General features: G+C 68.3%; 14 protein-coding genes. 11 read left to right on the top strand and 3 right to left on the bottom strand.

The genetic code is table 11. The features are described from left to right. The first annotated feature begins 163 nt into the window (after positions 1-163). From C9E82_RS19540 to C9E82_RS19555, 4 genes are all read left to right on the top strand, one after another. Positions 164-6,550, top strand: coding sequence for a peroxidase family protein (locus C9E82_RS19540; protein ID WP_119898517.1), 6,387 nt, complete (start codon positions 164-166; stop codon positions 6,548-6,550). Between the two features lie 71 nt (positions 6,551-6,621). Beyond that, the gene (locus tag C9E82_RS19545) at positions 6,622-8,385 is read left to right on the top strand and encodes a type I secretion system permease/ATPase (RefSeq protein WP_119898502.1); all 1,764 of its coding nucleotides are present in this window, start codon (positions 6,622-6,624) and stop codon (positions 8,383-8,385) included. Further along, positions 8,382-10,694 carry a calcium-binding protein gene (locus tag C9E82_RS19550; protein ID WP_122449368.1) on the top strand — a complete coding sequence of 771 codons (2,313 nt, stop codon included), beginning with the start codon at positions 8,382-8,384 and terminating at the stop codon, positions 10,692-10,694. The genes C9E82_RS19545 and C9E82_RS19550 overlap by 4 nt, the downstream gene beginning before the upstream one ends. An 18-nt stretch (positions 10,695-10,712) precedes the next feature. Next, positions 10,713-12,032, top strand: coding sequence for an HlyD family type I secretion periplasmic adaptor subunit (locus tag C9E82_RS19555; RefSeq protein WP_119898681.1), 1,320 nt, complete (start codon positions 10,713-10,715; stop codon positions 12,030-12,032). Between the two features lie 88 nt (positions 12,033-12,120). Here the strand turns inward: C9E82_RS19555 and C9E82_RS19560 are convergent, their stop codons facing one another. After that, positions 12,121-12,711 carry a hypothetical protein gene (locus C9E82_RS19560; RefSeq protein WP_119898680.1) on the bottom strand — a complete coding sequence of 197 codons (591 nt, stop codon included), beginning with the start codon at positions 12,709-12,711 and terminating at the stop codon, positions 12,121-12,123. A gap of 70 nt (positions 12,712-12,781) precedes the next feature. Here C9E82_RS19560 and C9E82_RS19565 point away from each other — a divergent pair, with 70 nt between their 5' ends. Together C9E82_RS19565 and C9E82_RS24640 are read left to right on the top strand one after the other, a co-directional pair. After that, on the top strand, positions 12,782-13,246 hold the full coding sequence (locus C9E82_RS19565) for a MerR family transcriptional regulator (RefSeq protein ID WP_119898679.1): 465 nt from the start codon (positions 12,782-12,784) through the stop codon (positions 13,244-13,246). Continuing rightward, the gene (locus C9E82_RS24640) at positions 13,237-13,488 is read left to right on the top strand and encodes a hypothetical protein (RefSeq protein ID WP_183154120.1); all 252 of its coding nucleotides are present in this window, start codon (positions 13,237-13,239) and stop codon (positions 13,486-13,488) included. Before C9E82_RS19565 ends, C9E82_RS24640 begins: the two co-directional genes overlap by 10 nt. Before the next feature lie 232 nt (positions 13,489-13,720). Here the strand turns inward: C9E82_RS24640 and C9E82_RS19570 are convergent, their stop codons facing one another. Next, positions 13,721-18,088, bottom strand: a complete 4,368-nt coding sequence (locus C9E82_RS19570; protein ID WP_170162098.1) for an Ig-like domain-containing protein — start codon at positions 18,086-18,088, stop codon at positions 13,721-13,723. Between the two features lie 646 nt (positions 18,089-18,734). On the opposite strand from C9E82_RS19570, the gene C9E82_RS19575 reads away from it, so the two are divergent. Further along, positions 18,735-19,889: an iron-containing alcohol dehydrogenase gene (locus C9E82_RS19575; protein ID WP_119898677.1), complete on the top strand. Its 1,155-nt coding sequence runs from the start codon at positions 18,735-18,737 to the stop codon at positions 19,887-19,889. 6 nt (positions 19,890-19,895) lie between these two features. Here the strand turns inward: C9E82_RS19575 and ychF are convergent, their stop codons facing one another. After that, complete coding sequence (gene ychF, locus C9E82_RS19580) at positions 19,896-20,993, bottom strand: redox-regulated ATPase YchF (protein WP_119898676.1); 1,098 nt, start codon at positions 20,991-20,993, stop codon at positions 19,896-19,898. A gap of 124 nt (positions 20,994-21,117) precedes the next feature. Here ychF and trpA point away from each other — a divergent pair, with 124 nt between their 5' ends. The 4 genes from trpA to C9E82_RS19600 all read left to right on the top strand — a co-directional run bounded on the left by trpA (position 21,118) and on the right by C9E82_RS19600 (position 23,859). Beyond that, positions 21,118-21,915 (top strand): tryptophan synthase subunit alpha, encoded by a 798-nt coding sequence (trpA, locus tag C9E82_RS19585; RefSeq protein WP_119898675.1) that lies wholly within the window; start codon positions 21,118-21,120, stop codon positions 21,913-21,915. Positions 21,916-21,920: 5 nt separating this feature from the next. After that, entirely contained in the window at positions 21,921-22,484 is a 564-nt protein-coding gene (locus tag C9E82_RS19590; RefSeq protein ID WP_119898674.1) for a VOC family protein, read from the top strand. Further along, on the top strand, positions 22,481-22,981 hold the full coding sequence (locus C9E82_RS19595) for a GNAT family N-acetyltransferase (RefSeq protein ID WP_240643579.1): 501 nt from the start codon (positions 22,481-22,483) through the stop codon (positions 22,979-22,981). Before C9E82_RS19590 ends, C9E82_RS19595 begins: the two co-directional genes overlap by 4 nt. 152 nt (positions 22,982-23,133) lie before the next feature. Further along, entirely contained in the window at positions 23,134-23,859 is a 726-nt protein-coding gene (locus C9E82_RS19600) for a molecular chaperone DjiA (RefSeq protein WP_119898683.1), read from the top strand. Positions 23,860-23,875: the final 16 nt, after the last annotated feature.

Raw genomic sequence — 23,875 nt, forward strand, 5'->3', positions numbered from 1 at the left:
CTCGGACCTGGGCCGCATGAAAAGACCGGACCTTGTCAGGTTCATGGCCCGCGCCCCGACGGGCATGATTGCAGGCATATCGGCAGGCGGCCCGGATGGCGGGCGCCGGCAGGGCCTTTTCGCCATCGCGGCGGAAAGCGGTCGACACAGGGGGGATTACGTCATGGTAACGCTGATCAGGCACGACCTGGAATTCATTCTCAAGCAGATCAAGATCGCCGAGGCCCATGCCGCGGGCACGCCGCTGACCGAACTGGTGGACAGCCCGCTGCTGCCCTACGGGCTGCGCACGGTGGATGGCAGCGACAACAACCTGGTTCCCGGCCGCGAAAGATGGGGCGCCTCGCACGAGGAGTTCCTGCGCCTGACCGATCCCACCTGGCGCAACGAGGCCGACGACGCGTTGATGTTCGGCACGCCGGAAAACCCGATGTGGCTGACCAACAACGACTATACGCCCGGCAGCCCGACCAGCCCCGGCTTTCAGCCCGGAACCGTGGTCGATGCCGATCCGCGGCTGATTTCCAACCTGATCGTGGACCAGACCCTGGACAATCCGGCGGCCATCGCGGCCGCGCTGCGCCATGCCGGGGTCGAGGGCGCGGACCTGACCGCTGCGGTGCAGCAGGTGATGGACGCCCATGCGCTGGTCAAGGGGACGATCCCCGGCAGTCCGGGCCAGGCCGTCGCCCAGGCACAGCTGGACGCGCTGCTCGAGGATCACGGGATCGAGATGGACGGCCCGACCATCCTGCTGCCCAACCAGGCCCCGGACGAAGGGCTGTCGGCCTCCTACAACGCCTGGTTCACGCTGTTCGGGCAGTTCTTCGACCACGGCCTGGACCTGGTGCAGAAGGGCGGCAACGGCACGGTCTATATCCCGCTGCAGCCCGACGATCCGCTGTATGATCCGGCCTCGCCGCACACCAATTTCATGGCCATGACCCGCGCCACCATCGGCGAGGGCGCGGCCAATGTGACGACGCCCTGGGTGGACCAGAACCAGACCTATACCTCGCATCCCTCGCATCAGGTCTTCCTGCGCGAATATGTCCGCGGCCCCGACGGCACCGTCGCCACCGGCAAGCTGCTGGAAGGCGCGCGCGGCATGGCCACCTGGGCCGATGTCAAGGCCCAGGCACTCGAGATGCTGGGCATCGAGCTGAGCGATCTCGACGTCTTCGCCGTGCCGCTGCTGCGCACCGACGCCTATGGCAAGTTCATCCCGGACGCCAACGGCTTCGCGCAGGTCGTGACCGGGCTGGGCCCGGACGGCATTCCGAACACCGCGGACGACATCGTCGTGTCGGCAAGCGTCGCGGCGGACGGCACCGTCACGCCGGTCAACCCGACCGAGGTCGGCGCGGTCCGCATCGGCAACGCCTTCCTTGACGACATCGCCCATTCGGCGGTGCCGGTGCAGACGCTGGTGCCGATCATCGGCAGCGGTGGCGAACCCGTCTTCGACGACGAGACGGGCGAACAGCTGATGCAACTGGTGCTGAATCCCGATGCCGACGACGTGGCCGGCAATCCGGTCGCAACGGACAGCCGCGGGCAGAATCTGGAATATGACGACGAGTTGCTGGACGCCCATTACATCACCGGCGACGGGCGCGGGAACGAGAATATCGGCCTGACCGCCGTGCATTCGGTCTTCCATGCCGAACACAACCGGCTGGTCGATCACATCAAGCAGGTGATCCTGGACACCGGCGACGCGGCATTCATCGCCGAATGGCGCGACGCCGACGGCAACTGGAACGGCGAGCGGCTGTTCCAGACCGCCCGCTTCACCACCGAGATGGAATACCAGCACCTGGTCTTCGAGGAATTCGCCCGCAAGGTGCAGCCCGACGTGGACATCTTCATGGTGCAGCCGGATGTCGAGATCAACCCGGCGATCTTTGCCGAATTCGCCCATGTGGTCTATCGCTTCGGCCATTCGATGCTGAACGAGACGGTGGACCAGATCCATGCGGACGGCTCGACCAATCACCTGACGCTGTTCGACGCCTTCCTGAACCCGCTGGCCTTCGGCTCGGACACCATGAACCATCACCAGGCCGCGGGCGCCATCGTGCGCGGCATGACCGGCCAGGTCGGAAACGAGATCGACGAATTCGTCACCAACGTGCTGCGCAACCAGCTGGTCGGCATTCCGCTGGACCTGGCGGCGATCAACATCGCGCGGGGCCGCGACACCGGCATGCCGACGCTGAACGAGGCGCGCCAGCAGTTCATGGACATGGCGGGCGGCGACAGCCAGCTGAAGCCCTATGACAGCTGGGTGGATTTCGCGGTCAACCTGAAGAACCCCGAATCCATCGTCAATTTCATCGCCGCCTATGGCACCCATGACCTGATCGCGGCCGAGGAAACCGTGGCCGGCAAGCGCGCCGCCGCCATGGCCATCGTCTTCGGCACCGACCAGACGGTCTTCGAGGAAGGCGGGCCGCGCGTGATCTCGGCCCCCGCCGACCGGCTGGCCTTCCTGAACGCAAGCGGCGAATTCGCGGCGCGCCGGGGCGGGCTGGACGATGTCGACCTGTGGATCGGCGGGCTGGCCGAGAAGAAGATGCCCTTCGGGGGCATGCTGGGCTCGACCTTCGCCTTCATCTTCGAGTTGCAGATGGAGAACCTGCAGCATGCCGACCGCTTCTATTACCTGTCGCGCGTGCAGGGCCTGAACCTGCTGACCGAGCTGGAGAACAACTCGCTGGCCTCGATGGTCATGCGCAACACCGACCTGGGCGCGACCGGCTTCGCGCTGCCGGGCGACATCTTCTCGACCCCCGACCACGTGCTTTACGTCGATGCGGCCAAGCAGGCGCAGTTCGGGCACGAGGATCCGGTGCATGACAACCCGACGCTGGAGGCGATCTCCAGCCTGGTCGAGCGCGGCGCGAATTATATCCGCTACAACGGCTCGGACCACACGGTCATCGCCGGCACCGAGGGCAATGACACGATCATTGCCGGCGGCGGCGACGATGCGGTCTGGGGCTTCGGCGGCGATGACCGGATCGAGGCCGGCTATGGCGTCGACATCGTCCATGGCGGCGACGGCGACGACATCATCACCAATGCCGGCACCGATATCGGCGAGACCGACATGCTGCATGGCGATGCCGGCAACGACGTGATCCATGGCGGTTCCGGCATGGCGCTGATCTTCGGCGGCTCGGGCCAGGACTTCCTGATGACCGGTCCGGACGGCTCCGAGATCAGGGGCGGCACCGGCAACGACTTCATCATGGGCGGCAACGGCCCGGACATGCTGTTCGGCAACGAGGGCGACGACTGGATCGAGGGCCACGGCCTTTTCGACTATATCGCCGGCGACAATGGCGAGCTGTTCTTCAACTCGACCATCATCGGCCATGACGTGCTGAACGGCGGCGGCGGCGATACCGATTACGACGCCGATTCCGGCGACGACATCATGATCGCCGGCGAAGGCATCCAGAAATTCATCGGCATGTGGGGCCATGACTGGGTGGCCTTCAAGGGCCAGCAGGTTCCGGCGGTGGCCGACATGAACTTCCCGGTCTTCGACAGCCTGCCGCTGGAGGTGCTGCGCGACCGCTTCAGCCAGGTCGAGGCGCTGTCGGGCTGGATCCATGACGACATCCTGCGCGGCGACGACCGCAGCGACGAGGAGGGCGACGAGGGCCTGACCTTCGATCCCACGCCCGAGGGCAACTTCATCCATAACGAGCTGGACCAGGCCGGGATCGACCGCATCGCCGGGCTGGACCAGATCATCACCCCGGACATGATGCGGCTGGGCGAATACTGGGCCGACGGCTCGGGCACCGAGAAGATGATCTTCACCGGCGGCAACATCCTGCTGGGCGGCGGCGGCAGCGACCTGATCGAGGGGCGCGGCGGCGATGACGTGATCGACGGCGACGCCTGGTTGAACGTGCGCATCAGCATCCTGAACGCCGCCGGCACCGAGATCGCCACCGCCGAGGGCATGTCCACGGTCGTCACCGACCTGGCCGGCAACGTGCTGCATGGCGGCCGGACGCTGGACCTGCTGATGCTGGACCGGGTCTACAATCCCGGCCAGTTGCAGATCACCCGCGAGATCCTGTGGGACGACAGTGGCACCGACACGGCGGTCTACTGGGACCTGTTCGAGAATTACGAGGTGACGCGCAACGCCAATGGCAGCATCCGCGTCGAGCATGTCGATGAAACCGACGGCGTGATCGACCCGATCACCAACCAGAACCGCGTCTCGGACGGGATCGACACGCTCTACAATATCGAGGTGCTGCAATTCGGCGACGTCACCATCAATGTCTCGGACCTGTTCAACGCGCCCCCCGTGGGGCAGCCGCTGATCAGCGACACCACGCCCACGCAGGGCCAGGCGCTGGCCGTGGACCTGAGCGGGATCAGCGATGCCGACGGCATCGACATGGCGACGATGAGCGTGCAGTGGCAAAGCTTCATCGGCGGCCTGTGGGTGGATATCGCCGGGGCGACCGGCAGTTCCTTCACGCCGGGACTTGCCCATGTGAACACCCAGCTGCGGGTGGTCGCGCGCTATACCGACGGCTTCGGCAATGCCGAGGAAGTGGTCTCCTCGGTGACCTCGCCGGTCGGCGTCCATCTGGTCGGCAACGGCACGGCCGAGGCGCTGTCGGGCACCGTCGGCGCCGACATCATCGAGGGCCGCGGCGGCAATGACACGATCAGCGGCCTGGACGGCGACGACCTGCTGAACGGCGAGGGCGGCAACGACCTGCTGCTGGGCGGGGCCGGCAACGACACGCTGAACGGCGGCGCCGGCAATGATACGCTGGAGGGCGGCACGGGCGACGACCTGCTGCTGGGCGGCGGCGGCAACGACACCCTGCTCGGCGGCGATGGCGATGACGAGCTGCATGGCGAGGGCGGCGTCGACTTCCTGGATGGCGGGGCCGGCAACGACCTGCTGACCGGCGGCGTCGGCGGCGACACGCTTGACGGCGGGGCGGGCAACGACACGCTGGTGGGCGGCGCGGGTGCCGACGTCATCCGCGGCGGCGACGGCGACGACCTGGTCCAATGGGCGGTCGGCGACGGGCGCGACACGAGCGACGGCGGCGCCGGCACCGATACGGTGCATGTCACCGGCGACGAGAGCGCCGAGACCTTCCACATCTGGACGCTTGCCGAATGGCGGGCCGCCGGCGTCGGCAACAACAACCAGGTGCTGAACGGCAACGTGCCCGAAGACACCGAGATCATCATCAGCCGCAACGGCACCAATTACGCCGCGGTCGTCGCGATCATGAAAAGCGTCGAAGAGGTGGTGATCACCGGCATGGGCGGCGGCGACAGCTTCGTGGTGCATGGCGACTTCACCGGCACCAGCCTCTCCTACAGCACCATCACGCTGGAGGGCGGTGCGGGCGACGATCTGGTCGACATCTCGGGGCTGAACTCGGCGCACCGGGTGCTGTTCCGCTCGAATGGCGGGCAGGACACGATCATCGGCCAGCTGCGCGAGCAGGACGTGATCGAGATGCCCGGCGGCGATGCGGGCCACAGCGTCACCCATAATCCCGACGGCACCACCACGCTGACCGCCGAGGACGGTTCGGTCACCTTCACCGGCCCGTCCGCGCCTCCGCCGGAATCCGACCCGGACGATACCGACCCTTTGGGGAATGACGCGGGCGACGACACGCCCCCCGACGGGGATGGCGCGGCGGCGGGCCTGACCCTGATCGGCACCGGCACGGCCGATGTGCTGAAGGGCGGCGACGGCGACGACATCATCCAGGGCGGCGGCGGCAGTGATTTCCTCAGCGGCGGGGCCGGGCGCGACATGATCTTCGGCGGCAGCGGCAATGACGACATCTTCGGCGGCGCCGGGGCGGACATGCTGTATGGCGACGGCGGCGACGACCGGATCTTCGGCGGCGACGGCGACGACATGATCACCGGCGGCACCGGCAGCGACACGGTTTTCGGCGGCGAGGGCGACGATCTGATCGTGGCCACCAAGGGCGACGGCGACGACGTCTATTACGGCGACGAGGGCACCGACACGCTGGACATGTCGCAGATCACCGCCAACATCACCGCCGATCTGGGCACCGGCTTCATGGGCCGGGGCAGCGTATCCAGCAAGCAGACCGGCAACGACACGATCTGGAGCATCGAGAACATCATCACCGGATCGGGCGACGACGTCATCACCGCCAGCGCCGCGGTCAACGTGATGGATGGCGGCGGCGGCAAGGATGTCTTCCGCTTCCTGTCGGCGCAGGATGCCGATGGCGACACGATCATCGGCTTCGCGCCGGGCGATCGCATCGACCTTTCCGCGATGGATGCCGATGCCGGGGCGGCCGGCAAGCAGGCCTTCACCCTGGTGACCGGAGAGGCCTTCACCGGACGCGGCCAGCTGATGGTCGTTCACGAAACAAGGGAGGACGGCGACTATACGGTCGTGATGGGGAGCACGACCGGCGGTGACGAGGCCGATTTCCGGATCAACCTCAAGGGTTCGCATGTCCTGACGGTGAACGATTTCAATCTGTGACGCCGCTGCCCGCCGACCGGCCCCAGACGGCCGGCGGGTTCCTTTCCGGCAAGGTAGTTAGGTAAGTTTCGATGCGTGGCAGGGATGTGACGAAGGCGGCGAGACGCAGGGGCGCCGCGAACCTGATCCGGGGATATCGCGGGATCCTCGTCTTTCTGTTCGGCATATCGGGCATCATCAGCGTCCTGGCGCTGACCGGTGCCTTCTACATGCTGCAGATCTATGACCGGGCGCTGACCTCGGGCAGCGTGCCGACGCTGCTGGCGATCTCGATCCTAGCCATCGGGCTCTATTTCTCGCAGGGGCTGTTCGACATCATCCGCTCGCAGATCCTGGTGCGGATCGGGGCGCGGCTGGACCGCAGGCTGGCACCGCTGGCCCATCAGGTGGCGATCGACATGCCGCGCTTCGGCTTTTCCACCTCCGAGGCGCTGGAGCGGGGCCGCGACGTCGACACGGTGCGCGGCTTCCTGGGCAGCCAGGGGCCGGTCGCGCTGTTCGACCTGCCCTGGGTGCCGCTGTTCGTGGCCTTCGTCTATCTGCTGCATCCCTGGCTGGGGGCGCTGACGCTTGGCGGCGCCTTCGTGCTGGCGATCCTGACCATCATCACCGAGCTGATGACCCGGCGCCTGAACGAGGCCTCGCAGAAGGCGATGATCGCCCGCAACGCCATCGCCGATTCCAATGCCCGCAACGCCGAGATCGTCAAGGCGATGGGCTTCGGCGCCCGTGCGGTCAGCCGCTTCACCCGCGCCAATGACGAGCATCTGGGCCTGCAGACGCGGGCGAACGATGTCGGCGGCACCTTCGGCGCGATCTCGCGCGTGCTGCGGATGATCCTGCAATCGGCGGTCCTTGGCCTCGGCGCCTTCCTGACCATCCGGGGCGAGCTGTCGCCCGGCGCGATCATCGCAGCCTCGGTCGCCTCGGCCCGCGCGCTGGCGCCGATCGACATGGCCATCGCCAACTGGAAGGGCGTGGTCGCCGCCCGCGCGGCCTTCCGGCGGCTGAAGGAAACCGTCGTCGCCCTGGCCGAGGCCGAGGCGCCGATGCCCCTGCCCCCGCCCAGCCACTCGCTGAAGGTCGAGAACCTGACCATCGCCGCCCCCGACAGCGGCCGCGTGCTGCTGAGCGAGGTCGGCTTCACCCTGTCGCCGGGCCAGGCGCTTGGCGTCATCGGCCCCAGCGGCGGCGGCAAGACCACGCTGGCGCGGGCGCTGACCGGCATCTGGCCCGCCCTGCGCGGCAGCATCCGGTTGGACGATGCCGAGCTGGGGCAATGGGACGACGAGACCCTCGGCCGCCATATCGGCTATCTGCCGCAGGACGTCGCGCTGCTGGAGGGCGATATCCAGGAAAACATCTCGCGCCTGGAACCCGATCCCGACCCGCGCCGCATCGTCGATGCCGCCAGGGCGGCGGGCGTGCACGAGATGATCGTGCGGCTGCCCGACGGCTATCACACCGCGCTGGGGCCGATGGGGATCGCGCTGTCCGGCGGCCAGCGGCAGCGCATCGGCCTTGCCCGCGCGCTGTATGGCGATCCCTTCCTGGTGGTGCTGGACGAGCCGAACTCGAACCTGGATGGCGAGGGCGAGGCGGCGCTGACGGCGGCGATCAACGCGGTCAAGGCGCGCGGCGGCATCGTGGTGGTGATCGCCCATCGCCCCAGCGCGCTGGCGGCGGTGGACCTGGTCGCGGTGGTCCAGAACGGCAGGATGACCGCCTTCGGTCCCAAGGAGGAGATCATCGCCCGGCCCGTGCGGGTCGACCCCGACGCCGCGGAAACCGACAGGAAGGAGCGTGCCCCGGCAACGGCGCGCGTCACGGCATGATCATCAAGGTCAAGGGCACCCGGTCCGGCGCGGCCGAAACCACCGCCGCGGAACGCTATGCGAAGGCGCCCGACGGGGACGGCCGCGCGCCCTATGTCTTCGGCGCCGCGCTGGTCTGGCTGGGCCTGTATCTGAAATCGATCTTCCCGGCCTGGGGGCAGGAGGCGACGCCCCCCCTTCCGCAGAAGGCGGCGCAGGACGTGCCGGCGCCCGAGGCCGGGATCTTGTCCCCCGCCCCGCCCAGGGCGTCCCCGGATGCCGGGCCAGAGCATCAGGCGCCGCCGGACGTGGCGCCGGTCGCCGGCGGTCCCGCCGGGCTTGCCCCCGGACCCGCCCTGCCGGTGAAATCCGTTCAGGTCGAGGCGCCGGGCCTGGCCATCCCCTGGCTGCAGGCGCCGCTTGCCCTTCCGGGGCGCGCGGTCGCGAATGACAACCGTCCCGACGCGCCCAGGGTCGCGCCCGGTTCCGCCAGCCCGGCCCCCGAGGCCGGCGTGGCCCCGCCCGCCGACGACAAGCCCGCCGACCCGAAACCGAAGGAAGATGACGACGACGGTGATCCCCCGCCCGAGGGCGGCAACCGCCCGCCGCGTGTTTCCGGGCCGGTCCAACTGGCCGACATGGCCTCTTGCGCGGTCCTGGCGATCGGGCTGGCCCAGTTGCTGCGCCATGCCGAGGATCCCGATGGCGACGCGCTGTCGGTGCATCATGTCACCGCCTCGGCCGGGACGGTGATCCGCACCGACAGCGGCTGGGACTATCGCCCCGATCCCGGCTACAGCGGCCCGGTCACGCTGAGCTACGAGATCGGCGACGGTCAGGCCTCGATCACCCAGACCGCGCATTTCACGGTCTTCGAGCGGCATTTCATCCAGGGCACGGACGGGGATGACAACCTGCTGGGCGGCGCCTGCGCCGAGGATATCGACGGCGGCGACGGGGATGACAATATCGATGCCGGCGGCGGCGCCGACGTGGTGCGCGGCGGGCGCGGCAACGACCACATCATCGCCGGCGACGGCAACGACACGGTTTTCGGCGGCGACGGTGACGACGTGATCTTCGGCGGCCGGGGCGACGATCACCTGTGGGGCGGCGCCGGCGACGACCGCATCTTCGGCCAGGAGGGCGACGACATCATCCATGGCGAGGCCGGCGACGACCTGCTGGATGGTGGCGCGGGCGACGACTATCTGGACGGCGGCACCGGCAATGACAGCCTTTACGGCAGGGCCGGCGACGACGTGCTGATCGGGGGCGACGGCGACGACCTGCTGGAGGGCGGCGCGGGCAACGATGTCCTCAGCGACGGCCTGGGTTCGGACGTGGTCCGGGGCGGTCGGGGCGACGACCATGTCATCGCGGCGCTGGACGCGGCCGATGATGTCTATGACGGCGGCGCGGGCGTGGATACGCTGGACTACTCCGCCGCCACCGACAGCCTGACAATCGACCTGCAGGACGGGCTTGCCAGCGGCGAAGAGATCGGCACGGATGCGATCACCGGCTTCGAGAACGTGATCGCCGGTGCCGGCGACGATCACGTCATCGCGGCGCTGGACGGCGGCGACAGCAGCCTGGACGGCGGCGAGGGCGTGGATACGCTGGACTACTCCGCCGCCACCGACAGCCTGGTGATCGATCTTCAGGACGGGTTTGCCAGCGGCGAGGAGATCGGCACGGATGCGATCACCGGCTTCGAGAACGTGATCGCCGGTGCCGGCGACGACCACGTCATCGCGGCGCTGGACGGTGGCGACAGCAGCCTGGACGGCGGCGAGGGCATGGACAAGCTGGACTATTCCGCCGCCGAGGACTGCCTGCTGATCGACCTGGATGCCGGTATCGTCAGCGGGGTCGAGATCGGCACCGACAGCATCACCGGCTTCGAGGCGGTCAGCGGCGGCCAGGGCGACGATCATTTCATCCTGGGCGACGACCCGTTCTGCCTGGAGGGCGGCGGGGGCGACAATCTCTTCGAATTCCTGGCCCCGACGGTGCCGTCCGATCCCGAGGCCGCGACCGCGACGCGCAGTTTCGAGATCACGGATTTCAAGGTCGGGGACCGGCTGCGCATGTCGAAATACGACCTGTTCGAGCGGATCATCGACCGCCACGAGGATGAATTCGAGAAGATCTACGGCGAGGATTTCGACGATGACGATATCCGCATCCGCTTTCGCCACGAAAGCGACGACAGCATCGACCGGACCGTGATCGAGGCCGATTTCAACCGCGACGACATCTACGAGACCACCATCACGCTGGAAGGTCGCCATCTGCTGGTGATCGTCGAGCATGGGCTGGCCTGACGCGCAGGAGGACCCGTCATGGGCAAGGACAGAACGAACCCCGCAGAAGCCGATGACGGGCGGTTTCGCCTTCGCGCGCGCGTCACCGCCGGGTTCCTGCTGGGCATGGCGCTGGTGCTTGGCGTCGGCGGCTGGGCGGCGACGGCGCAACTGACCGGCGCGGTGATCGCCCAGGGCGAGGTGGCGGTGGACCAGAACCTGAAGCTGATCCAGCATCGCGACGGCGGCATCGTCAGCAGCATCGCGGTCCGCGAGGGCGACCGGGTGACGGCGGGCCAGGTCATGTTCCGCCTCGACGACGCGCAGACGCGGGCGGAACTGTCGATCACCAGCTCGCAGCTGATCGAGCTGGCGGCGCGGCAGGCGCGGCTGATCGCCGAACGCGACGACCAGCCCGCCATCGCCTTCCCGCCGGACCTGGACGACACCGCGCCCGAGATCGCCAGCCTTCTGGCCGGCGAAACGCGGCTGTTCGACGGCAACCGCCTGAACCGCGAAAGCCGCAAGCAGCAGCTTGAACTGGGCATCGTGCAGATCGGCGAGGAGATCGCCGGGCTGGAGGCGCAGCGCGCCGCCAAGCTGGAAGAGATCGAGCTGGTCGAGGCGGAACACCTGAGGATCTCGGCCCTGACCGAGGCGCGGCTGGTCGAGATCTCGCGCGTCTTCGCCACCGGACGCGAACGCAGCCGGCTGCTGGGCGAGCGCGGCGAGATCGAGGCGGCCATCGCCCGCGCCCGGACCCGGACCAGCGAGGTGCGCCTGCAGGTCATCGCCATCGACGAAACCGCCCGCACCGAGGCGCAGCGCGAGCTGAGCCTTGTCGAGACCCGCATCTCGGAATTGCAGGACCGCCGCGCCGCGATCGAGGACCGGCTGACCCGCACCGATATCCGCGCGCCGATCTCGGGTGTGGTGAACGAGATGAAGGTCCACACGATCGGCGGCGTGATCACCCCGGCCGAAGTGCTGGCGACCATCGTTCCCGAAGATGCGCGGCTGAAGATCGCGGCACAATTCGCCCCCGCCAGCATCGATCAGATCGCCGTGGGCCAGACCGCCCGGCTGCGCTTCTCGGCCTTCAACCAGCGCACCACCCCCGAGCTTGAAGGCGTGATGACCTATGTGGCGGCGGCCACCTCGCGCAGCGGCACCACCGGCGACAGCTTCTATGCCGGCGATATCGAGGTCGGCCCCGCCGAGCTGGCGAAGCTGGCCGGGTTGCAGCTGATGCCCGGAATGCCGGTCGAGGTCTTCGTCACCACCGAGGAGCGCAGCGCGATCTCTTACCTTGCCAAGCCGCTGACCGACCAGTTCAACCGCGCCTTCCGCGAGCGATAGCCTGACGCGGCACCGGCAGGCATCGCCGGCATGGGGGCCGCTGCCGCCAGCATGAGGCGTCAGGGGTCCAGGGCCACGTTCCTTTCGTTCAGGCGGCTTGCGGATTCGCGAGATCCGGCGCGAAATGGTCGAACAGCATGTCGGCCGGCGCCCGCGCGGCTTCGGGGGCGGTGATGAGAAGATGAACCCCGTCATCCGCGACCCTCAGCTCGAAGCGCAGGAAGGCGCAGCATTCCCGTTCCCTGCGCAGCATCTCGCGGATGTCGCCGGCGGCTTCCGGCCGGTAGACCAGATGAAGCGACAGCGGGGAGCGCGTGGCGGCCTTCAGGTGCCGCCTGGCAAGGTCCCTGATCCAGGCGGCGCGGCTTCTGAAATCCTCGGCCATCAGTGTGCAGGCGATGACATCCGGCGCCGCGTCCTGTCCGGGCGCCGGCAGTTTCGGCCCGGCGCAGCCGCAGGCCGGGGCGGGCAGCGCCGTGGAAGGCATTGCCCGACGGCGGCGGCGCAGCAGGTACCAGCCAGGTCCGGCCAGGCCCAGGATGATCGCGCCCCCGGCGATGCCGCCCAGATAGGCGGCCCCGCCCGCGGCGGCGAAGATGCCCAGCCCGGCGGCGACCGGAAATGCACAGCAGGCGGCGCAGGCGCCTCCGATGGCCAATGCGGCGGTCATGGGTCTCATTGCGGGTCTCCGTCTTGATTGAACGATGACGGGAGGCTACTTCCTCAAGTAACTTGAGGAGCAAGCAGCGATGCAACACGAAACGGTGAAGGCCGGCAGGCTGAGCATCGGCGAACTGGCCGAGCGCACGGGATGTTCGGTGCCGACGATCCGCTTCTACGAGGAGATCGGGCTTGTCCCGAAGGCCGCGCGGACCGGGGGCGGCAGGCGGATCTATGCGGAATCGGATGCGAAGCTCTTGACCTTCATCCGCCGCTGCAGGGATTTCGGCTTCCCGGTCGAGCAGGTGCGCGATCTCGTCGCCCTGTCGACCAGCCGCGACCGGAACTGCTTCGAAGCACGCGACCTTGCGGGCAGCCACCTGGCCAGCCTCCGCCAGAAAATCGCCGAGATGAGGAAGCTGGAGCGCAGCCTGGAGGAATTCGTCGCGCGCTGCGAGATCGAATGCGCCGGCGGTCCCGCGGCGGAATGCGTGATCCTCGGGGATCTCGGCGATGCCGGGCAGGAATGCGGCGCTGGCGAAGCGTGCTCCTGACGGGTCCAGGCGACGTGTTTCCGGCAGCTGGTCCGTTTCCGTTCATCGAAACGGGACTTGCCGAAAGCGCAGCATGGCAGCGTCGCGAGAAATGGATTACGGATCTCGTCGCCCTGGCCGCCGTGACGGTGGAAAACATCGACCTTCGTCTTTCCAATGCGGGCCAGCGCAGGAAGGCGGCCGTGGCCGGTAAGCCGCGCATATGGCGGGGATCGATATCGTCAACCTGGCCATCGCGCTGATCCTGAGGCGGGCAGGACGGATGCGGCGGGGAAGCTCGGCAAGATCAGCGCCTGGCCTATGTCAGCAGCCGACGCCCGAAGCGGATCGAGAACGGTATCTGGATCAGCCCGGCCCGAATCGGCCGCTCCGCTGGGATGAGGAGCGGCCGAAACCGGTGCAGAGGCCCTCGAACGCGGCATCCAGCCTGATCAGGGCCGCGCCGCGCCAAGGACCCACTGATGCAGCGGCATGCTAGAAGTCCAGCATGTCCGATCCGGCCATTGCATGCATCATCGTGGATTCGGTCACGACGATATCCGCACGACCGCGGGTGTAGTTTCCTTCCTCGTCGGCAGCCCAGTAATAGAAGCTGTCGCTGCCGGTGAAGCCGAAATTGGGACGATAGAGCACGGTCCCGTCATCCTGCAGGAAGACATCGCCGTTGCGCGGATCGGTCAGGCCGTCGACATAGACCCGTCCGCCGTCGGGATCGCGATCATTCGCCACCAGGTCGATCCGGACCGACTGGTTCATGCCGGTCGTCGCGCGATCATTGTTGGCGATCGGCGCCGGGCCACCCAGCCGGACCACCCCGTGATCCGTGAAGCGGGACAGTTGCGAGGCGCTGTAATCCAGCTCGAAGACAAGGGTATGCTTGCTCAGCTGCCCCGTGGCGCGGTCGGCGATGTAATCGGCGACAAGCAGGACCGGCGTGCCGTCGGGCAGCCGATGGAAGCCGTTGCTGCCGAGCAGCGCATCCTTGTCCCAGCTCCAGATCCCCTGCCGCTCCATGTCGAAGCTGCGGCCGACCGCGCCGATCGAGTCGTATTTGGTGCCGTCGAAGAACATGTTTTCCGAGGGCGAGATGACCCGGTCTCCGCTGAAATCGAAGCGCAGCCGGTCGCTGACCAGTTGCGAGGAATCCATCTGCCTCAGCTGCCCGTTGACAGCCCCCACCACCGTCGCACCGCGGATATCGCTCAGTTCGGCGTCGATGACGATGTTGCGGAAGTTCTGCGACGGCACACCGTCGGTGCTGACGTTCTGCCTGAGGTCATAGGCGTTCTGGAAGCCGGCGATCCTGGCGCCGTTGACGACCATGTCGAAGGCGTTCGTCCCAAGCAGGATGCCGGCCCCCGTCGCGCCGCTATACCCGCCATTGGCCCCCCGCTCTCCGACCAGGTCGACATTCAGGAAGGTGTAATGCGAGGTATAGCTGACATTGATCCCCTCGCGCGTCTCCCAGTTCAGGAAACCGTCGAAGACGCTGCGGACGTCATGCCCCTGGTCGGGATTGGCCTTGATCACGATCAGGCCGGTATTCGTGCCGAAGGCCTCGTTGTCGTAAAAGCCCTGGATCGGAGGCGTGTCGGTGGTCGCACGGCTCTGGCCATAGGCCAGTTCGGGATGGTGCGAGGTCCTCATGTCCACGCTGTCGCGGTCGCCGCGATGCAGCCAGACATAGCCGTTGGTCGTATTCGCCGCGACGTTCTCGGCCGCTTCCACCAGACGGCCGGCGAAGAAGAAGCCATCGCCCGTGCGGCCGTTGTCGCCGCGCTGGAGGTCGGATTCCTGTTTCACCGCCCAGTCGCCATAGCCGATGCCCTCGGACTTGATCGCGATGTTGCGGTACCAGATCCCGGTCTCGTTGCCGTCCTCGGCGACGAAGGCGGCGCCGAAGACGTTGAAGGCGACGTTGTTGGTGAAATTGGCGTTGCTCGAATGGTGGACATAGCCCCAGCCGGGCGAGCCGTCGACCACGTTGCCGATGGCGATGGCCGGATTTTCCAGGTCGCTGACGCCGGTTTCGTGGAAATGGAACGGATAGCGGGTCTGGATGTTGCTGGTCGCGGTGACCGTGCCCAGATCGCCGATGTCGAAGGCGGGGCGCGACTTGTCGGTGCGGCCCAGGTCCTCGAAGGCGGCATAGCGCACGTCGACATCGTCGCTGTGCATGAACATCACATGGCCGCGCTGGTGGACCGGCAGGTCCTCGCCCCCCTCGCTGGAAAAGGTGACGTTGCGCGTCATGTTGGCGACATAGGCCTTGAGGTCGTCGCGCGGCGTGTCGTGGTCATAGGTCAGCCGACGGTCCAGCACGATCGTGTTGCCGTTGATCGCGCGGATGGTGACCTCCTCGTCCTGCGATTCGGAGACCTCGGTCTGCCTGGTGGCGTTGTTCCAGTTCCAGCCCTGCTGATGGGTGCCGGTCAGGACCAGCTTGTCGCCCACGCGCCAGCCCTCGGGCACCTCGGACAGGACCAGCCGGTTGTCGCCGGCCATCGCATCGACCTCGACCTTCACATGCGAGGTCTTCTCGGCGCCGTGGATCGTGGCCGAGCCGTGCGACAGCAGGCCGCGCGACAGCAGCGACGCATCCCAGCCGGTATTGATGTTGCCGTTGTCGGCGAAGACGATGTCGACATTCACGTTGGCGCGGACCGGATCGTCCTCGGTCCCGATGATCAGATGGCCCGAGGGCGACACGACCAGCGTATCGACCAGCATCCGGCTGTCCTGGTCGGTGGCGAAGTCGAGAACGCCATCGACGCGGACCGTGAACAGCGAGGCATTGTTGACCTCGCCATAGGCGACCGCGATCCCTTCGGGGATCAGCACCCGCGCACCGGCGCCCGGAACCTCGCCATTGTGCCAGGTAGAGGGATCGTTCCAATCGCCGTGATTGACCGCGACATGCGTCGCCTCGGACCGCGGCACCAGGCGCAGCGACCCGTCATGGTCCGGCGCGGCATTGGGGTGATGCGCCGAATGTTCGGGCGCGCTCATGACCTCGCGGACGAAGGCGCGGATCTCGGCCGCGGTCTGCGGCGGATCGATCAGCTCATGCCCGCCGTGGCCGCCATGGCCCCCGCCATGTCCGCCCCCGTGTCCGCCGCCGGTTCCGCCGCCGCTGCCCGAGCCGCCCACCTCGATGGTGACGCGGGCGCGGTCGGTGCCGCCATTGCCGTCCGAGACGATATAGTCGAAGCTGGCCGTGCCGGCGGCGCCGGCGTTGAAATGCACGCCGTCGCCCATCAGCATGGCCGAGCCGCCCGAGACGTTCTCGACCCCGATGATGGTCAGCGCGTCGCCATCGACATCGCTGTCATTGGCCAGCAGGTCGCTACCGTTGAAATGCAGCGAGCCGCCCGCGGCAACCGAGAAGCCACTGTCGTCGACGGCCACCGGCGCGTCGTTCACCGGCCGGACATTGACCGTCACCGTGGCCTGCGCGCTGCCGCCATTGCCGTCGCTGACGCGATAGGTGAAGCTGTCGGTGCCGTTATAGTCGGCATTCGGGCGATAGGTCACCGTGCCGTCGCCATTGTTCACCACCGTCCCGTTCCCCGGACGGCCCAGGTTGGCGATGCTGAGGCGGTCGCCATCGGGATCGCTGTCATTGGCCAGAAGGTTGATGCGGACCGATCCGTCCTCGTTGACGCTGGCGCGGTCGTTGACGGCCTGGGGCGCGCGGTTCGCCGAGCCGGCCGGAGGCGGCACGAAGGTGTCGTGGACGGTCAGCGGCAGGTTCAGCGCCACCGAGGCGCCCGAGGGATCGCGGGCCGTGATCCGCAGCGTATAGTCGCCGTCCTGGCCTTCCTCGGGGCTGACGATCAGCATGTTGTCCTTCACGCGGGCAAATCGTGCCCCCGAGACGCTGTAGGTCAGCGCGTCGCCATCGACGTCGCGGAAATAGCGGCTCAGGTCGATGCGCAGCACCTCGCCCTCGTCGGTCTCGATCGAGGAGGGGGCGCGGCCGCTGCGGACGGGCGCGTCGTTCTCGGGCGTGACGGTCAGGTTCACCCGCGCCGTGTCAGAGCCGCCGCGCCCGTCGCTGACCGTATAGGTGAAGCTGTCGCTGCCGTTGTAATCCGCGTTCGGCCGATAGGTCACCGTGCCGTCCGCGTTCAGCGTCACCTGCCCGTTCGCGGGGCGCCCCAGCGCGGTGATGGCAAGGCTGTCGCCATCGGCATCGCGGTCATTGGCCAGCAGGTTCATCCGGATCGCGCCGTCCTCGGCCAGCGTATAGCTGTCGTTGCGCGCGTCGGGCGCGGTATTGGCGCCGCCCTGCCCGGCATTGCCCTCGACCGCGTGGCGCAGCCGGTCCGGGCCCTGCAGGACCTGCATCTGCCCGCCATTCACGCCGTGGCGGATCTGCAGCTGCGCGCCGCTATAGGCCTGATAATAGTCGATGCCGATATCGTACCAGCCGGCCCGGTCGATCGAAATCGTGCCGGTGACCGGCGCGCCCTTGCTGACACCGGCATGTTGAGCGACCACTGTCCCATTGATCGTCAGGCGGAATCCGTCATCGGAATTGCTGGCGAAGCGATGCGTTCCCGCCTCCAGATAGACCTGCCCGTCCAGGCGCATGCCGTAGAGTTCCGACCGCTGGCCAAGCGCGGTCCGGCTGAGGCTGTCGGCGTCGTCGCCAAGCAGATCCGCAAGGCGGCCGCTGGCGGCATTGTAGTGCAGGCGATCGGCGACGAAGCGCGCGGCGCCGTTTCCGTCCTGCCCGGCAAGATAGGCCAGCGGATCGGACATGTGGCTGCCAAGGAAGATCCGGCCCGACAGTCCCTCGGCATAGGCGGAGGACGTGCGGTTTCCGGAAGAACTCACTGACGACGTAACCATTCTAGACGACCCTCATTCATGACATCGGCATGCCCGCAGGATTCCGCGGCGATCCGGGCAGACTAGCCCGTTCACCTTAAGATTTTCTGAACAACCAGAAGCTGAAGTTTATTCTGCGATACGCCTTCTTGTTGTCCGAAAGACTAAAGGAAAGCGGGACTTATTTGCAACACGGCCGCCTGGTCCAGGCCCGGAATCGGCGGATATCTGACCATCGCTGGCCGGGCCGAGGCATATCCACTAATATGCCTGCATTATTTGTCCGATTTCATGGTGATAAGGGCGTTTCCTGATGATGCCGCAAGTGCCGGAAGATGGCCCGATTCCCCCTGTAAATCGCTAAAATCCAACTTATTTGGTGGCAGGTTCGAGGGTATTGCCGCGCCTCATGTCCGCCCGGTGACAGCGCCCAAGATGAGCGAAGCCTTGCCGACTGTCTATTTGGACGAGTTCCACGATTCATTCGCTGCGCCTGCATCATAGTTAATAAGTTCATTTACCCTGTTTAATATGATTATTATGTCCATGCGCCGACAGGACGGGGACAAAAGGTCGCAGTCCGGTTCCCCCGCCCCTTTTGCCCGGCAGAGAATCATGCCACAGGCAGATCCACCCTGCTGCAGGAGCCGTCATGACCGATCCCTTCCTCTTTGCCACCGCCGGAGAGATCCTTTTCGGACGCGGCCAGGCGGCGCAGGTTCCGGCGCGGATCGCGGGCTGGGGACGGCGGGTCCTGCTGGTCCATGGGCGCAACGGCGACCGCGTTGCCTGGCTGGGCGCGGCGCTGTCGGCCGAGGGCTGCACGGTCGAGACGATCTCGGTCGCCACTGAACCTGATCTGCCGATGATCGAGGCCGCCACGCGGCGCGCTCGTGCCATGGAAGCGGATCTGGTCCTGTCGATCGGCGGCGGCGCGGTCATCGATGCCGGCAAGGCCATCGCGGCGCTGGTGCCGGCCCGGCGCCCGGTGCTGGATCACCTGGAGGTCGTCGGCCTCGGCCTGCCGCTGGAGGCGCCGCCCCTGCCCTTCGTCGCCCTGCCGACCACCGCGGGGACCGGCGCCGAGGTCACACGCAACGCCGTGATCGCGGTGCCCGAGCATCGCCGCAAGGTCAGCCTGCGCGATGCGCGGATGCTGCCGCGCCTGGCCTTGGTGGACCCCTCGCTGACCGATGGCTGCCCGCGCGCGGTCACGCTGGCCTCGGGGCTGGACGCGATCACGCAGGTGATCGAGCCCTATATCTGCACCCGCGCCAATCCGCTGACCGACGCGCTCTGCCGCGACGCGATCCCGCGCGGGCTGCGCGCCCTGATCGCGCTGATGCAAGCCGAGGACCCCGCCGCGCGGGACGAGATGGCCTGGACCAGCCTCTGCGGCGGGCTGGCGCTGGCCAATGCGGGGCTGGGCGTGGTGCATGGGCTGGCCGGACCGCTTGGCGGGCTGTCGGGGGCCGCGCATGGCGCGATCTGCGGCGCGCTGCTGCCCCATGGGCTGGCCGCGAACCGCCGCGCCTGCACGGACCCGGCGCTGGCTGCGCGGATGGATCAGGTCGCCGGATGGATCGCCGCCGCCTTCGACGCACCGGGCCTGCCGCTGGACGCCGCCTGCGCCCGGCTGGCGGAATGGTCGCGCGCCCAGGGGCTGCCGGGTCTGGCGGCGCAGGGGATCGATGCGCAGGCCGAGGCGCTGGCGGCCGAGGCCGCGGCCACGTCGTCGTCGATGAAGGCCAATCCCGCCGCGCTGGACGCCGGGGATCTGCGCGCCATCCTGCAGGCGGCGCGCTGAACGCCCTCAGGCGTTGAACAGGAAATGCAGGACGTCGCCGTCCTTGACCTCGTAGGTCTTGCCCTCGACCCGCAGCTTGCCGGCCTCGCGCGCGCCCGCCTCGCCATTGCCGGCGACGTAATCGTCATAGGCGATGGTCTCGGCGCGGATGAAGCCCTTCTCGAAATCGCCGTGGATCTCGCCGGCGGCCTGCGGCGCCAGCGTGCCCTTGCGGATGGTCCAGGCGCGCGCCTCCTTGGGGCCGACGGTGAAATAGGTCTGCAGGCCCAAGAGGTCGTAGCCGGCGCGGATCAGCCGGTCCAGCCCGGCCTCGTCCAGCCCCATCTCGCCCAGGAACAGCGCGGCCTCCTCGGCGTCCAGCTGGCTGATCTCTTCCTCGATCCGGGCCGAGATCACCACATGGCCCGCCCCCTGCGCCGCGGCCATTTCTGCGACCTTCGCGGACCAGTCGTTGCCGGCCGCCGCCTCGTCCTCGGCCACGTTGCAGACATAGAGCACCGGCTTCGAGGTCAGCAATTGCAGCATCGCCCAGGCCTTGCGGTCGTCCTCGGCCACCTCGACGGTGCGGGCGGGCTGCCCGGCTTCCAGCACGGCCAGCGCCTGTTTCAGCAGGCGTTCCTGCGCCACGGCCTCCTTGTCGCCGCCCTTCAGCTTGCGGGCCAGGTTGGCCAGCCGCCGCTCGATCGATTCCATGTCGGCGATCATCAGCTCGGTCTCGATCACCTCGGCATCGGCGATGGGATCGACCCGGCCCTCGACATGGGTGACGTCGCCATCCTCGAAGCAGCGCAGCACATGGGCGATGGCGTCCACCTCGCGGATATTGGCCAGGAACTGGTTGCCCAAGCCCTCGCCCTTGCTGGCGCCCTTCACCAGGCCGGCGATGTCCACGAAGGTGATCCGCGTCGGGATGATCTGCTTGCTGCCGGCGATCCCGGCCAGCCTGTCCAGGCGCGGATCGGGCACCGCGACCTCGCCCACATTCGGCTCGATGGTGCAGAAGGGGAAGTTCGCGGCCTGCGCCGCGGCGGTTTTCGTCAGCGCGTTGAACAGCGTGGATTTGCCGACATTCGGCAGTCCAACGATCCCCATCCGGAAGCCCATGCTGTGACCCTTTCGTCAATCCGGCGGTTACTTAGGCCGCATGCCGCGCCAAGTCCAGTCCGCGCAAGATTGCGCCTGCCGCCCAAGCGGGCTAGTGCTGCCCTTGGCAAGGACAGGGACGGACATGACCAGAATCGACGATACTTTCGCGCGTCTCCGCTCCGAGGGCAAAAAGGCCTTCGTGACCTATATCATGGCGTCGGATCCCGACGACGCGACCACGCTGGAAATCATGCGCGGCCTGCCCGGCGCGGGCGTCGACATCATCGAGCTGGGGATGCCCTTCACCGATCCGATGGCCGACGGCCCGACCATCCAGGCGGCCGGCCAGCGCGCGCTGGCGGCGGGGGGCAGCGTCACCCGGACCCTGGCCATCCTGCAAGAGTTCCGCAAGACCGACGCGACCACCCCGGTCGTGCTGATGGGCTATTACAACCCGATCTATGCGCGCCCCGGCGGGGTCGATCAGTTCCTGACCGATGCGAAAGAGGCCGGCGTGGACGGGCTGATCGTCGTCGACCTGCCGCCCGAGGAGGATGACGAGCTGTGCGTGCCGGCCGCGCGCGCGGGGCTGAACTTCATCCGGCTGGCCACGCCCACGACCGACGACCGGCGCCTGCCCGCCGTGGTCAGGAACACCTCGGGCTTCGTCTATTACGTCAGCGTCACCGGCATCACCGGCGGCCCGGCCGCCAACGCCGCCGAGGTCGCCCCCGAGGTCGCCCGCATCCGCGCCAGCGCCAGGCTGCCGGTGGTGGTGGGCTTCGGCATCTCCTCGGCCGAGGCGGCCGAGGCGGTGGCGGGGGTGGCGGATGGCTGCGTCGTCGGCTCGGCCATCGTCAAGCTGATCGGCGAAGGCCGCCCGGTGCCCGAGATCCTGGATTTCGTGCGCGACCTGGCAGCCGGCGCGCATCGCGGCTGAAGCTGATGCAGGTGCCGGGTTTCGATCACGTCGCGATCGCCGCCCGCAGCCTTGCGGAAGGCGCGCGCTGGCTGCGCGACCGGCTGGGCGTCGCGCCCGAACCGGGCGGCAGCCACCCGCTGATGGGCACGCATAACATGCTGCTGTCGCTGGGGCCGGGCGAATATCTGGAGCTGATCGCCATCGACCCCGAAGCTCCGGCCCCTGCCCGTCCCCGCTGGTTCGGGCTGGACAGATTCGACGGCCCGCCCCGCCTGGCGGGCTGGGTGGCGCGGGCCGATCCGCTGGTGCCGCCCCCCGGCACGACCCTGGCCGAGGCTAGCCGCGGCGCCCTGCGCTGGCGCATCACCCTGCCCGACGGCGGCCAGATGCCGCAGGACGACGCCCGGCCGATGCTGATCGACTGGGGCACGGGGGCGCATCCCTCGGACAGCCTGCCCGATCACGGGCTGCGGCTGGCGCGCCTGACCCTGCCGCTGGACCCGCTGCCGCTGGCCGATCCCCGGCTGCGCCATGGCGACCGTTTCGGCGTCACGCTCTCCACCCCCTCGGGCGAGGTGGCGCTGTGATCCGCCTGCGCGACGCCCGGCCCCAGGACGCACCCGGCATCGGGGCGATCTGGAACCCGATCGTGCGCGACACCGCCATCACCTTCTGGCCGACCGAGCGCAGCGATGCCGAGATCGCCGCCCAGATCGCCGAGCGCCAGGCGCAGGGCCACGCCTTCCTGGTGGCCGAGGCCGAGGACGGCGGGCTTGCCGGTTTCGCGACCTATGGCCAGTTCCGCGGCGGCGCCGGCTATGCCCGCAGCATGGAACACACGATCCATGTCGCCCCCGGCCTGCGCGGCAGCGGGTTGGGGCGGATGCTGCTGCAGGCGGTCGAGGATCACGCCCGCGCCGCCGGCCACCGGCTGATGATCGGGGCCATCACCGCCTCGAACGAGGGTTCGATCGCCTTCCACGCGCGGATGGGTTACGCCGAATGGGGGCGGATCCCGGCGGCCGGCTGGAAGTTCGGGCAGTTTCACGACCTGGTGCTGATGGGCAAGGACCTGGCGCCATGACGCCGGCGGCGGTCCTGTCGATGATGCGGCTGCTTGGCCATTCGGCAATCTTCTGGGGCGCGGCCAGCACGGCGGCACTGGTGGCGGCGGGGGCGCTTGGCGCAAGGCCCCACCCCTATCGCCCCGCCGCGAAGCCGGATAGTCTGGGGGGCATGGACCAGAAAGTGACCCGCCCCTGCTGCCCCGAACTGCCGAAGCCCCGCAGCTTCTGGCAGCGGATCGCCGACCGGCTGGCCGCCTTCCTGGGCAGCGCGCGCGCCGTCACCCCGCCGGAACGCTCGGTCGCCTTCACCATCGCGGTGATCGCGCTGGGGGCGAAGCTGGCCAAGGCCGACGGCGCCGTCGCCCGCTCCGAGGTCGCCGCCTTCCGCCGCGTCTTCATCATCCCGCGCGCCGAGGAAAAGAACGCCGCCCGCGTCTTCGACCTGGCGCGGCAGGACGTGGCGGGCTTCGACGCCTGGGCGCGGCGCATCGCCGCCATGTTCCCGGCGGGCGACCCGGTCCTGACCGACGTGCTGGAGGGGCTGTGCATCATCGCCGTCGCCGATGGCGACATGCACGAGGCCGAGATCGCCTTCATCGACGAGGTCGGGCGGATCTTCGGCATCCCGCCCGCCCGCATCGCCGCGATCCGCGCGCGCCACGATCCGAAGGCGGGCTGCCCGCCCTGCGACGTGCTGGGCGTCTCGCTCAACACGCCCCTGCCCGAGGCCCGCCGCCGCTGGCGCGAGCTGATCCGCGAGGCCCATCCCGACCGCGCCATCGCCCGCGGCCTGCCGCCCGAGGCCGTCCGGCTGGCCGAGGCCCGCACCCGCCGCCTGAACGAGGCATGGGAGAAGTTCCGCGCCCTCCATGCCGGCGCCGCGCAGAACGCCTGATCCCGCGGGACTTGCG

Origin of the sequence: Paracoccus sigandri, from assembly GCF_003709565.1 — a bacterium.
Taxonomy (GTDB): domain Bacteria; phylum Pseudomonadota; class Alphaproteobacteria; order Rhodobacterales; family Rhodobacteraceae; genus Paracoccus; species Paracoccus siganidrum.